Consider the following 14,224-nt stretch of genomic DNA (forward strand, 5'->3'; position numbering starts at 1 on the left):
CGGGATAGCCCGCAGGTCGCGGGCCGTCCCGATGCGGCGGTTCGGCCGTTCAGGCGGCGCTTGCCCGGACGAGGCGAGAGACGTCGAGCATCACCCGTCCGGCCTCCACCCTGACGGCATGGGTGGCCACGCGGCCCTCGTCGGCGCCCTGCGCCTCGCCGGAATTCAGGTCGAACACCCAGTTGTGCAGCGGGCAGGTCACGCGGCCGCCATGCACGATCCCCTCGGAGAGCGGCCCGCCCCGATGCGGGCAGCGGTCGTCCAGCGCGAAGACCTCATCCTCCATCGTGCGGAAGATCGCGACGCAGCCTGCGCCGGTCTTGACCACCCGCGCGCCCTGGCGGGGAATGTCCTCCAGCGCGCCGATGTCGATGAACCCGCTCATTCCGCCGCCTCCAGCCCGCTGAGGTCGGCCATCGCCGCCCATTTGCCGCGCTCCTTCGCCCGGGCGTGCTCCGCCCAGGGATCCCTGCGATAGACGGATTGCGAGATCTCGAAACGCTCTACCAGCGCGCGGCGGCTGTCCATGTCATCGACCACCCGCTCCCGCACCCAGTCCAGCCCGACCTTGGCGATCCACTTGTAGGGCCGGTCGAGATATTTCGCATTCTCCCGGAAAAGCTGGACGAAGGCGATGACGACCTCGACGGCCTCATCCTCGCCCGCCACGGTCGTCAGCCGCTCGACCTCCTTCAGGTCCATCCCCGCGGCGCCCCCGACCCCGATCTGGTAGCCCGAATCGACGCAGACGATGCCCACGTCCTTGCAGGTCGCCTCGGCGCAGTTCCGGGGGCAGCCAGAGACGCCGAGCTTCACCTTGTGCGGGGTCCAGGAGCCCCAGAGCACCTTTTCCAGCCGGATGCCGAGCCCGGTGGAATCCTGTGTGCCAAAGCGGCAGAACTCCGTCCCGACGCAGGTCTTCACCGTGCGCAGGCCCTTGGAATAGGCATGGCCGGAGACGAGGCCGGCCGCGTTCAGATCCGCCCACATCGCGGGCAGATCCTCCTTCTTCACGCCCAGAAGGTCGATCCGCTGTCCGCCGGTGACCTTGACCATCGGCACCGCGAATTTCTCGGCCGCATCGGCGATGGCGCGAAGCTCCGCCGGCGTGGTGACGCCGCCCCACATGCGCGGCACGACGGAATAGGTGCCGTCCTTCTGGATATTGGCGTGGTTCCGCTCGTTCACGAAGCGGCTCTGCCGGTCGTCCCGGTATTCCAGCGGCCATTCCGCCAGCAGGTAGAAGTTCAGCGCCGGGCGGCAGGAATGGCAGCCGCCCGAGGTCTTCCAGCCCAGTTCCTGCATCACCGCCGGGATGGATTTCAGCCCCATGGATTTGATCATCCGGCGCACATCCTCATGGCTGTGGTCGGTGCATCTGCACATCGGCTGCGCGGCGGGTTTCGCGAAGCCGTCGCCCAGCGTCAGGGCCAGCAACTGCTCCACCAGCCCGGTGCAGGTGCCGCAGGAGGCCGACGCCTTGCAGGTGCCGCGCACGGCGTCGAGCGTATGCGCGCCGCTCTTGATCGTCTGCACGATCGTGCCCTTGCAGACGCCGTTGCAGCCGCAGATCTCCGCGCTGTCCGGCATGGCGGCGATGGCGGCCAGCGGATCGGCCGCGCCCGCCCCGGCGGCGGGGCCGAAGATCAGCGTCTCGCGGATCTCCGATATGTCGGTTCCGTCCTTGATCTGGTTGAAGAACCACGTCCCGTCGGCGGTATCGCCATACATCACCGCGCCGACGACACGCGGGCCTTCCAGCACGAGGCGCTTGTAGACCCCCCGGCCGGGATCGCGGAACACAATGTCCTCCCGCCCCTCGCCTTCGGCGAAATCGCCGGCGGAGAAGAGATCGACCCCGGTCACCTTCAGCTTCGTCGCCGTCTGGACGGGGCGGAAGGCGGCCGCCTCGCCCAGAAGCGTCGCCGCCGCGACCTTCGCCTGATCGTAGAGCGGCGCCACCAGCCCGAAAAGCTGGCCGCCATGTTCCACGCATTCGCCAAGCGCGAGGATGTCCGGGTCGGAGGTGAGCATGGCATCATCGACCATCACGCCGCGCCCCACCTCCAGATGCGCGTCATTGGCCAGCCGCACCTCGGGGCGGATCCCCACCGCCATCACCACCAGATCGGCGCCGTAGACGGTCCCGTCCTCCAGGGCCACGGCCTCCACCCGGTCCGTGCCGAGGATCGCCTTCGTCGCGCCCCGGCAATGCACGCGGATGCCGCGCCGCTCCAGATCCTTTTGCAGCAGATACCCGGCGGCGGGATCGAGTTGGCGCTCCATCAGATGGCCCATCAGGTGGATGACCGTCACCTCCATGCCGAGGATGGCGAGCCCCGCCGCCGCCTCCAGCCCCAGAAGCCCGCCGCCGATCACCACCGCGCGGCCGCCCCGGCCAGCGGCGGCGATCATCGCATTGGTATCGTCAAGGTCGCGGAAGGTGATCACCCCGGGCAGATCCCTGCCCGCCACCGGAATGATGAAGGGCGCCGATCCGATGGCGATCACCAGCCTGTCGTAAGCGGTTTCGCCACCGGCCGAGACCACCACCTTCCGCGCGCGGTCGATCTTCACCACCGGCTCGCCGAACCGGGTGCGGATGCCGTGGCCCGCATACCAGCCCTCGTCATGGGTGACGATCTGCTCATAGCTCTTCTCGCCCGAGAGCACCGGCGAGAGCATCAGCCGGTTGTAGTTCCCGCGCGGCTCGCCGTTGAAGAGCGTGATGTCGAACGCCCCGGGCGCCGCGTCGAGGATATGTTCCAGCATCCGGCCCGAGGCCATGCCCGCGCCGATCACCACAAGTTTCTGTATCATGATACCTACTCCGCCGCTTCGACGAAACGATGACGTTCGTAGAGGAACCGCAGCACGCCCTCGCGCGCGGCCAGGTAATCGGCATGGCCCGCGAGCGCGAGCCTGTCGCGCGGGCGGGGCAGCGGCACTTCCAGCACCTCGCCGATGGTGGCGGAGGGGCCGTTGGTCATCATCACGATGCGGTCGGCCAGCAGGACGGCTTCGTCAACATCATGGGTGATCATGATCATCGTGTTGCCGAGGCGCGCATGGATCTGCATCACCGCGTCCTGGAGATGCGCCCGGGTCAGTGCGTCCAGCGCGCCGAAAGGTTCGTCCAGCAGCAGCACCTTCGGCTCCATCGCCAGCGCCCGGGCGATGCCTACGCGCTGCTTCATGCCGCCGGAGATCTCGCCCGGGCGCTTGTCGACGGAATGGCCCATTTGCACGAGGTCGAGGTTGTGCATGATCCAGTCGTGCCGCTCCGCCTTCGACTTCGCCCCGCCGAAGACCTTCTGCACGGCGAGCTTCACATTGTCGTAGACGGTCAACCAGGGCAGCAGCGAATGGTTCTGGAACACCACCGCCCGCTCCGGCCCGGGGCTGCTCACCTCGGCACCTTCGAGGATGATGCCGCCGGAGGTGACGGGCGTCAGCCCGGCGATCATGTTCAGCAGCGTCGATTTCCCGCAGCCGGAATGGCCGATCACGGAAACGAACTGGCCCTTTTCGATCCGCAGGTTCACCTCGCGCAGAACCTCGGTCCGGCGGCTGCCGGAGGCGAAAACCTTGCCCACATTGTCGATTTTCAGATAGCTCATCCCCGCCCCCTCAGACTGCCGTGCCGCGGGAGACGACGCGCCCGATCCAGCCCACCAGCCGGTCCAGCACGAAGCCCACGAGGCCGATGTAGATCAGCGCCACGATGATGTCGGACAGGCGCGAAGAGTTCCACGCATCCCAGATGAAGAAGCCGATGCCCACGCCGCCGGTCAGCATCTCGGCCGCGACGATGGCAAGCCAGGCGAGCCCGATCCCGATGCGCAGGCCGGAGAAGATATAGGGCGCCGCCGCCGGCACCATGATCTTGCAGAAGAATTCGACCTGGTTCAGCCGCAGCACGGCGGCAACGTTTCTGTAATCCTGCGGGATGGCCCGCACGCCTGCGGCGGTGTTGATGATGATCGGCCAGATCGAGGTGATGAAGATCACGAAGATGGCCGAGGGGCGGCTGTCCATGAAGGCGGCAAGGCTGATCGGCAGCCAGGCCAGCGGCGGCACGGTGCGCAGCACCTGGAAGATCGGGTCCAGCCCCCGCATCATCCAGTCGGACTGGCCGATCACCGCGCCCATCAGCACGCCCACCACGGCGGCAAGGCCGAAGCCGTAGAACACCCGCTCCAGCGAGGTCAGCACCCGCCAGCCGAGGCCGATGTCCTGCGAGCCGTTGACGTAGAACGGATGCAGGATCAGCTCCGACGCCTCCTCCCAGACCTGAAGCGGCGTGGGCAGGGCCGAGCCGCCACCATAGAAGGCCACCTGCCAGATCAGCAGCAGCACGGCGACCACAGCCGCCGGCGGCACCACCTGCCGGGTGACGAAGCCACGAAGTGCCGCGAGCCTTTCGCGGCCCGGGCGCGGGGTTACAGGCAGCGCGGTGACGCTGGTCTCGGGGCTTGCCGGGACCCCCGGGGTTGCCTTGCGCATAGGAGTTGCTGTCATCTCGCCCTCCTCTTACGCCATGGCCTTGATCGGCAGGCTGGCCAGATAGGCCTCCGGGTTCGCCGGATCGAAGCTCTTGCCGTCGAAGAAGGTCTCCACCCCCCGGCTGTCACCGAAGCCCGCCGTGTCCAGCCCCAGAAGGCCCGCCGCCTGAAGCCAGAGGTCCGAGCGGTTGGTGTTGTCCACCAGCGCCTTCGTGTCCAGATCGGCCGGGAAATAACCCCACCGCTTGTTCTCGGTGATGAACCAGGTGTCGAGGCTCTTCCACGGATAGGAGCTTTCGCCCTTTTCGCCCCAGAAGCGCATCAGATAGGGTGTGCCCGTCTCCTCGCGCCCGTTGCCGTAGTTGATGTCGCCCTTGATGCGACCGATGATGTCCCGGGCGGGCACGTTATACCACTGCCGGCCGGAGACGATCTTCGCCATCTCCTCCTTGTTCTCCATCTGCTCGCACCAGATCTGTGCCTCCATCACCGCGGCGATGATGGCCACGGCGGCGTTCGGATTGGCATCCACCCATTCGGCGCGCATGTTCAGCACCTTCTCCGGGTGGCGCATCCACAGTTCGGAGGTGGTGGTGGCGGTGAAGCCGATCTTCTGATTGGCAAGCTGCTCGTTCCAGGGCTCGCCCACGCAAAAGGCGTCCATGTTGCCGACCTTCATGTTCGCCACCATCTGCGGCGGCGGCACGACGATCAGGTTCACGTCGGTATTGGGGTCGATCCCGCCCGCCGCCAGCCAGTAGCGCACCCAGAGGTCATGCGTGCCACCGGGGAAGGTCATCGCCACCGTGGCGGGGGTGCCGGCGGCCTTTTTCTGCGCGAAGACCTCGCGCAATGCGCCGGCATCCCGCTGCACGCCGGTGTCGGCATAGGCATTGGCGACCGATATGCCCTGACAGTTCTCGTTCAGGCTCATCAGCGTATAGGTCGGCAGCGGCACGCCGTTCTGCATCACCTTGCCGGTGGCATAGAGATGGGTCTTCGGCCGCAGGTTATGCGCGCCGTCGATCCCGCCGGAGGCGCCGCCGAGCGCCATGTTGTCGCGCAGCGCCCCCCAGCTCGCCTGTTTCTCAATCGAGACATCGGGCATACCGTGCTTGTCGAAAAAGCCCTTCTCCTTGGCGATGATGAGCGGGGCGCTGTCGGTCAGGGCGATATAGCCCAGCTTCGCGCCGGTTACCTCGGGCGCGCTGGTGGCGGCCCAGGCTCCTCCGGGCAGCAGGCTGCGCGCCGCCGCAACGGTGGCAAGCGTGCCGGCGGCGGATTTTAGCAGCGATCGGCGGGTAAAGGCGTCCTTCGTGGTGGTCATGGCCATCCTCGTGCTGGCGGCCGGACAGGAGTGTCCGCCGGCGTGCAGGAAAACAAAAAGCCGCCATCGGGCATCCCGATCATGAGGGATGCATTCGGTAGCGGCGTCACTGCCTGGAAAAAGCCCGCAGCTTCGCGGACAAGGAAAATCGGCACCCCGTTGCGCCAATCACCTGCTCAGAATAGGACCGGCGGAGATCCCGCGCCAGCCGGATGCGGAATCCGGAAAACCGAAATTCCGTGAATTGATTACAGTTTCAGCTTTTTTCTGGCGCGAGAAACGAGGGTGCCCGAAGATTTCGCACTTCCGGCACCGTAATCCATCGCCCAGAGCGTTCAAGGCAGATCGGGATCGTAGATTCGGCCGTCGAAGAAGCGATTGCGCGGCAGGGAGACAGGTCCCCGGTCGGTCTGGATTTCGAGCGGCTCGATCAGCGCGCCCTCGACCTTCGCCGAAGCGCCCGGCATCCATGCGCCGGCCGGCCCCAGCACGCGCCGGTAGAGATCGCTGCGAAACACCGCGCGCCCCGCCGCCCGCGCGGCGAGCGGTTCGAGCCCATGCCTGCGGGCAAGACGGTCGGCGATCCATTCGCCCTGGCTGCGCCATGGGAATGGCGCGAGGCCGCCGAAATCCAGAAACCGGCCAGCCATGCGCGTTTCCCCGGCGGCGGAGATCACGAACCGCCCGGAGAGCGAACGCTCCAGCACATCGGCGCGCACGCCCACATGATGCGGCGCGGACAGAAGCTCCGCCGCCGCGATCAGGTTCGCCGGATCGGCCAGCCAGCACCCGGCCAGCCAGACCGCGCGCATGAGCCGCTCCGCAGGTTCCGGGTCGACCTCCAGCATGTCATGGCGGAAAGCGAGCACCTTTTCAGGCGCGTAGCTCCAGATCGCCGAACCGGGCAGCAGGAGTTCACCCACCCCCTGTTCCACCGCGATCGAGCCCCAGGGCTCGCCCACGCAGAAGGCGTCGATCTCCCCCGCCGCCAGTGCATCCGCCATATGGGGAGGCGGCACGGTATGGATGTCGAGCCCCGCCGGCCGGCCGCCGGCCACCGTCTCGATCCAGTAGGACAGGAGCTCCATGTGCATGGAGAAGGGAAACGGCACCCCGATCCGCAGTGCGCCCCCCGTCTCGGCCAGCAGCGCCACCGCCGCCGCGCGGGCGTCGTTGAAGGCGAAGTCGTGCCCGCGCGCCCTGAGCCGCCCGGCGAGGCTCGCGGAGACGCAGATGATCTCGCCCGAGACGGACATCACCTGCGCGGCATCGACTGCCAGCTTCACGCCGCCGAGCCCCAGCGTCATCGCGACCGGCATGGGCGAGAGCATGTGCCCGGCATCGACCCGGCCGAAGACCAGCTCATCCCGCAGCCGGGACCACGATGGCGCGCGCACGAGCTCCAGCGCCAGCCCCTCGGCTTCCGCGAAGCCCAGTTCCCGCGCCACGATCAGCGGCGCCGCATCGGTCAGCGGGATGAACCCCGCACGCATGGAAAGCAGGCTCATCGCAGCATCTCCGCCGCGAGGACCAGCGCCTGCGCCACATCGGCGATCCTGCGCTTCTGGTCCATGGCCGTGCGGCGCAGCAATGCGTAGGCTTCCTCCTCGTTGAGCCCCTTCGCGCGCATCAGTACGCCCTTCGCCCGATCAATGACCTTGCGTTCCTCCAGCGCCGCGCGCGTGGCGGCCAGTTCCTCGCGGATGCGGCGGAACATGTGGAAGCGGGCGATGGCCGCGTCGATGACCGGCCGGATCCGGTCGGCGCGCAGCCCGTCCACCACATAGGCCGAGACCCCGGCCTCGATAGCCGAGCGGGTAAGGTTGCTGTCCGAACGGTCCACGAAAATCGCGACCGGACGGTCCATCGGGCCGGAGGCCAGCGTCAGTTCCTCCAGCACATCGCGCGAGGGATCCTCGACATCAATGAGGACGAGATCGGGATTGCGTTCGGCGATCCTGTTGGCGAGGCTCGTTTCCTCGTCGATGACCATGATGTCATGGCCACCCGTCTGGCGCAGCGCATCGACGATCATCGACGCACGCTCAAGATCCTTTTCGCAGATGACGATGGAAAGGGGGGTAGCCATACCCTGTTGTCGCAGAACGCAAGCGCCGAAGGCAAGCGTATTGTTGCCTCCATCAGGATCCTTGCGCGCGGCGGTGAAGTTTCGACGCTTCAACCACGAACCCTACAGAGACCCCGATGACCAAAACCAACATGGACCTGCCCGAGCTTCTGGCCAGGCACGATCAGGGCGACTTGCCTCACGCGGCATTGCCGAGGCCGTCCTTCAACTGATCATGGAATTCGAGCGTGAAGTGATCGCTCCAGTGGAGCGATCATAGCGAAGAATGATGTCGACGGCCTGATCGGCGCCAGCGCAGCGGCGAACGCACGACGCAGGCCGCAACGCGTATGCGCTACGCCTCACATCAGATAAGGGTAGTCGACTTGGAGAGTGCGGCGGTTGCCGAAGCCCTGAAGCACTGAAAGGCCCCGTGTTGCGACCCTCGACAGACCGAGATCCCAATAATTACAAACACTTAAGAAGAGGTGCACAATGAATCGTAGTCGGCCCGCTGGCTCTACCGGCAGCTTGAGCGCGAATACGAATACCTGACTTCGGACGAGGCGGTCGACGAGAGTATCACCGCCAACGACTACACTTTCACCGAGGCCAGCCGCCGCTTCGGCTGATCCGGCTTCATGCCTCCTGGACGGTTTCCAGCCCGGCGGCTTTTGTCGCCCGGACAAACCTGCGGTCGAAGGTGACGAAACCTTCGCAATGGGCCGACCGCACGAGATGCAGGGCATCCGCGAAATCCATCCCCTTTTCCGCCAGATCGAGCGCGGCTGCGACGAGTGCCGCATCCTCCACGGTCACGGTGGGCAGGCCGCCAAAGGCTCGCAATGCCTTGGAAACATCGAGCGAGGCATAGCCATAGGCGCTACGCAACACCCATTCGGTTTCCAAGACCACGGTGACGGCCACGAAAACCGCCTGACTATCGACGATCTGGCGGGCACGCGGGGATTGCAGGGGATGATCGCCGGTCAGGTAGCGAACGACCAGATTGGTATCAATCGCGATCATGGCGGCGGCGGGCTTCGGCGAGGATACCGGCCTCCATGTCTTCCAGAGATTTCGGCTCGCCCTTGAAAGGCAGCAGGCCAAAGACCTCCTCCGGCCGTGTGGCAGAAAAAGCCGGTGCCCGTTTCAGCAAAACCCCCTCCGGGGTTTCCTCGACGATCAGCCGGGTGCCAGCATCCCAAGCCTTCCGCTGGCGGATTGCCTTCGGCAAGATGACCTGTCCCTTGGTCGAGACCGTCGTGATCGCATTGTCAACCTGGGCCATCGCTTCACACCTGAAAGTAAGACGTTGGTAAGATATCGCCGATCGGACCAATCTTCAAGCTCGGCGGCACTGTCCAGGAATGAGAGAGGCAGAGGAGAGCCGGGACGGAAGGGATTTGAGCCGGTGCGGTCGAGAGAGCGCCGCTCAGGCTCGGTCCCATTCCGCTCTCCCGAGGACTCCCCGATGAACATGATTTCCGCATCCGCGGCGGCCAAGGCTGCCGAGGCGCAACCGCGCGACCATGACGCCGAAACCGCAGCGCGCGTCTTCACTGCTGCTGCCGCATCTCGAACGCGACCAGCGTGTCGATGCCGCCGCCCTGCGCGCTGCCATGGAAGCAGCCTTCGGCGCTTCCGATGCCACCGGCGCCTGGACCTGGAAAACCGCCGATGACGCCTGCGAAGCGGCAACGGTCCTCTTCCTGCGCAAATAAGGAAAGCCACTTTTCCGCAAGGCCGGGTCTCCGGCGGCGATCCTGCCGCAGCTCAGCAAGATCGCCGGCCTGATGCCGACGCATACGCGCCGCTCCGACGAAGCCCAGACCTTCCAGCAGATGGCATGACCATTCTTGGCGCTCCCGCCGACGTGGGACAGGATCGCCAATGAGTGATCGCGGTCCGCACTCTTCTTCGGTCCGCAGCCGGAGGAGATGACATGGAAGACTACAATGCCTTTATCGGTTTGGACGTGCACAAGGACAGCATCTCGGTCGCGATTGCGGATGCCGGCCGGGATGGCGAAATCCGGATGTATGGGACAATCGCCAATATGCCCGACGCTATCGCGCGCCTGATCCGCAAGCTGGTGCAGCGACATGGGAAGATCGAGGTGACCTACGAAGCAGGTCCCTGCGGCTATGGGATTTATCGGCAACTCGCCGAAATGGGGATTGTCTGTCGGATCGTTGCACCGAGCCACACGCCAAAGCGGCCAGGTGAACGGGTGAAGAACGACACGCGTGACGCGCTGATGCTTGCGCGCTTGCTTCGTGCAGGCGAACTTACCTTTGTGTGGGTGCCTGACGCCACCCATGAGGCGATGCGCGATCTGGTTCGGGCGCGCCAGGTTGCGTCGCAGGATGTCCGGGCAGCTCGTGCACTGATCCAGATGTTTCTGCCCAAGCATGGACTGCGGTGCAAGTCGAAGGCATGGTGCCTGCGCTATCGGAAGTGGCTGACATCCCTGCCGCTTGAACATGCTGCCCAGAAGTTCGCACTACAGAGCTATATCAATCGCCTGGATCAGGCTGAGGCCCGCAAGGCCGAGATTGAGGGCCAAATGGTCGATCTGATCCCGGGCTGGACGCTCGCCCCCTTGGTCCACGCATTGCAGGTATTCAAGGGGATAGGGATGGTCATCGCCGCGACGCTCGCTGCGGAGATCGGGGACTTTTCCCGGTTTGCCAGTCCGCGCCAGTTGATGGCGTATCTCGGCCTGGTCCCCAGCGAATACTCCAGCGGCAGCAAGCAGCGACCTGGCGGCATTACGAAAGCGGGCAACAAGATCGCGAGAGTGATGCTGGTCGAGGCTGCATGGTCGTACAAATGACCTCCTAAGGTCGGCGTGCTGCTCATGCTGAAACGCGAAAACTACAGCCAAGCGCTGAAGGACATCGGGTGGAAAGCCCAGGTGCGACTGAACCAGCGCTTTCGGCGTCTCGAAGGCAAAGGAAAGCGGAGCACTGTTGCTGCGGCCGCTGTTGCCCGCGAACTGGTCGGCTTCATCTGGGCGACGGCGATCATCGTGATGCCGAGGGCTGCCTGAATCCTGCGCGTGCGAATGTTGGCAGTGGCCAGGGCATCTGACGCGGGACGAGGCAAACCGTCGGTCGAGAATTGAGATCCGGAACGGTCCGGACATCTGACAGCAGAGTGAACGAACGCCTCTGACGCTTACCATAATGGGGTTTCGATCCCCGCATCGGAGTTTGAGCAACCGCCGATTAAGTCGGATGCCCTGACCTCTGCCAACACCGCAAGGAGAACGAACATGACGAACTGCGCTCAAGCCGGGCGGCGGGAAACGCATGCCTATCCTCTTGACGAAGGGTCATCGGAATTCTCGACCCCGATCCCGCTTGCCTATCATCCCCCGTTCCGGGGCTTGCTTGACGCAAGCAAGGCGCGTGCCCGGCGCAAGCTGAAGGAGGTCTTCGACCGCGACGGCTCCGAGGTCGCGGCCGAGGGCCTGCGCCGCATCGCAGAACTCTACGCCGTCAAGGCCGATATCCGCGACATCTCTCCCGGCCAGCGCCTGTCTGCCCGTCAGGCTCGCACTGTGCCGCGGATGGCAGCCTTCGGCGAATGGCTTCAGGCGCAGCGCCGGTAAATCTCCGCCAAATCCCGGCTGGGTGAAAAGCTGACCTACATCCATAACCAATGGGACGGGCTGCAAACCTTTCTGGCCGACGGCCGTGTCGAGATCGACTCCAACAGGGTCGAGAACCAGATCCGTCCGATCGCGAGTGGCGAGTCATTGTGGCCCTCTTCTTCAAGTATCTGGAAACATTGACAGTTGGTCTCGGCTAACGATGTGACGCGGGCGCCCTTTCTGCCGGAGGGCGTTGATGACGTCATCATTCTCAAGATCCTCGGCCCGGATTTGCCACGGCGCGCCCGGAACGACCTGCGCGACAGGCAGAATCCCGTCCTGGATCATGCGTCGCACGATATGGCTGGTCACCCCGAGTTTTGCCGCGGCCTCGCGCATTGTGAGCCATGCTCCGTCCTTCTCGGTCGAGCGAAAGGCGTGGACCCTGCGGATGGAGGCCACCCGGTGCGCCGTTCAGGTCTTGTCCTGGTCGGTTCGCGCGCCCTTCCGGTTCAAGGTATCCGCGATATCGGCATCGGAAAAGCGCGTCGCCATGCTTTCCATCAGGACAAGGGCCTGTTCCGGTGTCTGACGTGTCCCGCCATCGAACCACCGATGCCCTTCCCGCCAAACCTGAACTCGCGGGGCCATTGCCCGGTGCGGAGAGGTCGCGACCGGGCCTCAACCGCCGGTCGCGTCGTCTTCCCGCACGAGGCGGAACCCCATGTTGTCGGGCGGCGCCCCGACCGAGCATCCCCCGGCTTTCGGCTCGCGGACAAAGGCCGTCAGCGCGGCGCGGTGCAGCCCCTCGGCCAGATAGATACCGCAACTGTGCCGCTCCTTGAGGATGGCGCCCTGCGCGTCCACATCCACCTGGCGCAGGCAGGTCGATGTCCATTCCCAGACCGCGCCGCCGATGTCGTGCACGCCGGTCGGGCTGCGGTTGAGCGTGCCGACCGGGCGGATGTCACGGTCGCGGGACCGGTCGCGCGCGGTTTCGGCATCGTATTCGGCAAGCCAGCGCACCGCCGGATTGGCCGGATCGTCCGCGATGCCGAGCGCATCGTCACGGAACAGCGCGCCCGCCGCCTGCGCCCATTCCTCATCCGTCGGCAGCCGCCATGTCTGGCCCGTCCCGCGCGAGAAGCCAATGCGCATAGGCATTGGCGTCAAGCCAGCTCACCCCCGTTACCGGCAGGGTGTCCCCGGGCGGTCCGCCCGGCGCCGCGCAGGCACCATCGGCGACGCACCCCATGTATTCGGCCACGCTCACCGGATAGGCCATGATCCAGACCGGCGCGGGGATCTTTACCTCGGCGCGGGGCGGATCGACCGGGCGCCCCTCGAAGCGCCAGTCGCCGTTCAGGCGGTGCGAGAAGGGCCGTGGCTCAAGACGCACCACCTCCGGCCCCGGCACCATGGGGGCGGCGGAGACCCATACCCTTGCCCCCGCCCCCGCCGCGAGCGCCAGACCGACAACCGCGGCGATACTCAGGATCCGCATGGCACCCTACCCGGCACTCACACCCCGGAGGGTGCGAGCACCTGCATCATCAGGTCGTTGTTCCACTCACCCTCGACCTTGAAATGCGCCGCCGCGCCAAGCTCGAAAGCCTCGATCAGGTTATGGTTCACATAGGCATAGACGCCGGGCTGCTCGAAAGTATACATCGCCGCCCCCGCCGTGCCGCCCGGAATGAACCAGGTTTCCTGATCGACTTCGGGCGCATTGTGGAACTTGCCCGTCGCCCAGACGAAATTGCCATGCCCGCCGATCAGGTGCGGCCGGGTATCGCGATTGGCCTGACTGTGCACGATCAGCACCGTCTCGCCGACCTTTGCCGTCATCGCGTGGTCGCCGGTCAGTGCGCCGACCTTGCCGTTGAAGACGATATGCGTCGGCGTCAGCGTCCGCATCACCTTGAGCGTGTCGTCATAGGAATCGGCGGGGCTGTCATACTTCCGGAAGGCGCCGTTTTCGTCGCGCGGCACATAGAAATCCTGCTCGCCGACATAATAGACTCGATCGTAGGTCAACGAATTGCCCTTGCCGTCCTTCAGCCCATCGCGCGGCAGCACCATGATCGCCCCGTTCATGCCCTGCACGACATGCCACGCCACCATGCCCGGAGGCGCGCAGTGGTAGACGAACACGCCCGCCTTGGTCGCCTTGAAGCGCAGGACCGTCTTTTCGCCCGGGTTGACCTGGGTCAGCGCACCACCGCCAAGCGCCCCGGTCGAGGAATGGAAGTCGATGTTGTGCATCAGGTCGTTGCTTCTCGGGGTTGATGAGCGTCAGTTCGACGTAATCCCCTTCGTGCACCACCATCAGCGGGCCGGGAACGGTACCGTTGAAGGTAAAGGCAAAGGTTTCGGTGCCCGCGTCGTCAAGGACGATCTTTTTTTCCTCGATCGTCATCTCGAATTCGACGATCTTCGGGCCGGTGGTCGCCACCTGCTCATGGGCATGCACGAAAGGCGGATCGACCAGTTCGACCTTCACCCGGGGCAGCCCCTCGGCACTCGTGGCGACCGGGGTCAGCACTTCCTTGGTCTGGGCTGCAACGGTGCGCACCTGCGTCATGGCGCCCGCGATCGCGGCACCGGCCAGAATGGTGCGGCGGGTCATGGGAACGAATGTCATGGCTTGTCTTCTCCTGGTCTGGCCCGGTCGTTGCCGGTCAGCCCCTCTCTAGCCGGAACCGGGGGCGGCATCGTTGTGC

Annotated in this window: 13 protein-coding genes and 4 pseudogenes; 4 read left to right on the forward strand and 13 right to left on the reverse strand. The window is 65.4% G+C overall.

Annotated features, from left to right (window positions below):
- Window positions 1-49: 49 nt before the first annotated feature.
- From nirD to QM789_RS21720, 7 genes are all read right to left on the reverse strand, one after another.
- Window positions 50-385 carry a nitrite reductase small subunit NirD gene (nirD, locus tag QM789_RS21690; protein ID WP_420353885.1) on the reverse strand — a complete coding sequence of 112 codons (336 nt, stop codon included), beginning with the start codon at window positions 383-385 and terminating at the stop codon, window positions 50-52.
- Entirely contained in the window at window positions 382-2,820 is a 2,439-nt protein-coding gene (nirB, locus tag QM789_RS21695) for a nitrite reductase large subunit NirB (protein ID WP_420353886.1), read from the reverse strand. Before nirB ends, nirD begins: the two co-directional genes overlap by 4 nt.
- A 5-nt stretch (window positions 2,821-2,825) precedes the next feature.
- The gene (locus QM789_RS21700; RefSeq protein ID WP_420353887.1) at window positions 2,826-3,620 is read right to left on the reverse strand and encodes an ABC transporter ATP-binding protein; all 795 of its coding nucleotides are present in this window, start codon (window positions 3,618-3,620) and stop codon (window positions 2,826-2,828) included.
- A gap of 10 nt (window positions 3,621-3,630) precedes the next feature.
- Window positions 3,631-4,521, reverse strand: coding sequence for a nitrate ABC transporter permease (gene ntrB / locus QM789_RS21705; protein ID WP_420353888.1), 891 nt, complete (start codon window positions 4,519-4,521; stop codon window positions 3,631-3,633).
- 12 nt (window positions 4,522-4,533) lie between these two features.
- Complete coding sequence (locus QM789_RS21710) at window positions 4,534-5,832, reverse strand: CmpA/NrtA family ABC transporter substrate-binding protein (protein ID WP_420353889.1); 1,299 nt, start codon at window positions 5,830-5,832, stop codon at window positions 4,534-4,536.
- Window positions 5,833-6,167: 335 nt separating this feature from the next.
- On the reverse strand, window positions 6,168-7,340 hold the full coding sequence (locus QM789_RS21715) for an ABC transporter substrate-binding protein (protein ID WP_420353890.1): 1,173 nt from the start codon (window positions 7,338-7,340) through the stop codon (window positions 6,168-6,170).
- Window positions 7,337-7,921: an ANTAR domain-containing response regulator gene (locus tag QM789_RS21720; protein WP_420353891.1), complete on the reverse strand. Its 585-nt coding sequence runs from the start codon at window positions 7,919-7,921 to the stop codon at window positions 7,337-7,339. Before QM789_RS21720 ends, QM789_RS21715 begins: the two co-directional genes overlap by 4 nt.
- Before the next feature lie 488 nt (window positions 7,922-8,409).
- On the opposite strand from QM789_RS21720, the pseudogene QM789_RS21725 reads away from it, so the two are divergent.
- Window positions 8,410-8,532: pseudogene (locus tag QM789_RS21725) on the forward strand (antitoxin of toxin-antitoxin stability system); the annotation flags it as partial.
- Between the two features lie 7 nt (window positions 8,533-8,539).
- Here the strand turns inward: QM789_RS21725 and QM789_RS21730 are convergent.
- Complete coding sequence (locus QM789_RS21730; protein WP_420353892.1) at window positions 8,540-8,929, reverse strand: type II toxin-antitoxin system VapC family toxin; 390 nt, start codon at window positions 8,927-8,929, stop codon at window positions 8,540-8,542.
- Window positions 8,916-9,191 carry an AbrB/MazE/SpoVT family DNA-binding domain-containing protein gene (locus QM789_RS21735; RefSeq protein WP_420353893.1) on the reverse strand — a complete coding sequence of 92 codons (276 nt, stop codon included), beginning with the start codon at window positions 9,189-9,191 and terminating at the stop codon, window positions 8,916-8,918. Before QM789_RS21735 ends, QM789_RS21730 begins: the two co-directional genes overlap by 14 nt.
- A 241-nt stretch (window positions 9,192-9,432) precedes the next feature.
- On the opposite strand from QM789_RS21735, the gene QM789_RS21740 reads away from it, so the two are divergent.
- The 3 genes and pseudogenes from QM789_RS21740 to QM789_RS21750 all read left to right on the forward strand — a co-directional run.
- On the forward strand, window positions 9,433-9,624 hold the full coding sequence (locus QM789_RS21740) for a hypothetical protein (RefSeq protein WP_420353894.1): 192 nt from the start codon (window positions 9,433-9,435) through the stop codon (window positions 9,622-9,624).
- Window positions 9,625-9,845: 221 nt separating this feature from the next.
- A pseudogene (locus tag QM789_RS21745) lies at window positions 9,846-10,955 on the forward strand (IS110 family transposase).
- 357 nt (window positions 10,956-11,312) lie between these two features.
- A pseudogene (locus QM789_RS21750) lies at window positions 11,313-11,702 on the forward strand (IS66 family transposase); the annotation flags it as partial.
- Here QM789_RS21750 and QM789_RS21755 read toward each other — a convergent pair.
- The 4 genes and pseudogenes from QM789_RS21755 to nirK all read right to left on the reverse strand — a co-directional run bounded on the left by QM789_RS21755 (window position 11,682) and on the right by nirK (window position 14,145).
- Complete coding sequence (locus tag QM789_RS21755; RefSeq protein ID WP_420353895.1) at window positions 11,682-11,900, reverse strand: helix-turn-helix domain-containing protein; 219 nt, start codon at window positions 11,898-11,900, stop codon at window positions 11,682-11,684. The pseudogene QM789_RS21750 and the gene QM789_RS21755 overlap by 21 nt on opposite strands.
- Before the next feature lie 282 nt (window positions 11,901-12,182).
- Complete coding sequence (locus tag QM789_RS21760) at window positions 12,183-12,665, reverse strand: SUMF1/EgtB/PvdO family nonheme iron enzyme (RefSeq protein ID WP_420353896.1); 483 nt, start codon at window positions 12,663-12,665, stop codon at window positions 12,183-12,185.
- Entirely contained in the window at window positions 12,604-13,005 is a 402-nt protein-coding gene (locus tag QM789_RS21765) for an SUMF1/EgtB/PvdO family nonheme iron enzyme (RefSeq protein WP_420353897.1), read from the reverse strand. Before QM789_RS21765 ends, QM789_RS21760 begins: the two co-directional genes overlap by 62 nt.
- Before the next feature lie 17 nt (window positions 13,006-13,022).
- Window positions 13,023-14,145, reverse strand: a pseudogene (nirK, locus tag QM789_RS21770) (copper-containing nitrite reductase).
- Window positions 14,146-14,224 lie beyond the last annotated feature (79 nt).

This window comes from Paenirhodobacter sp., from assembly GCF_047600745.1.
Lineage (GTDB): Bacteria > Pseudomonadota > Alphaproteobacteria > Rhodobacterales > Rhodobacteraceae > Rhodobacter.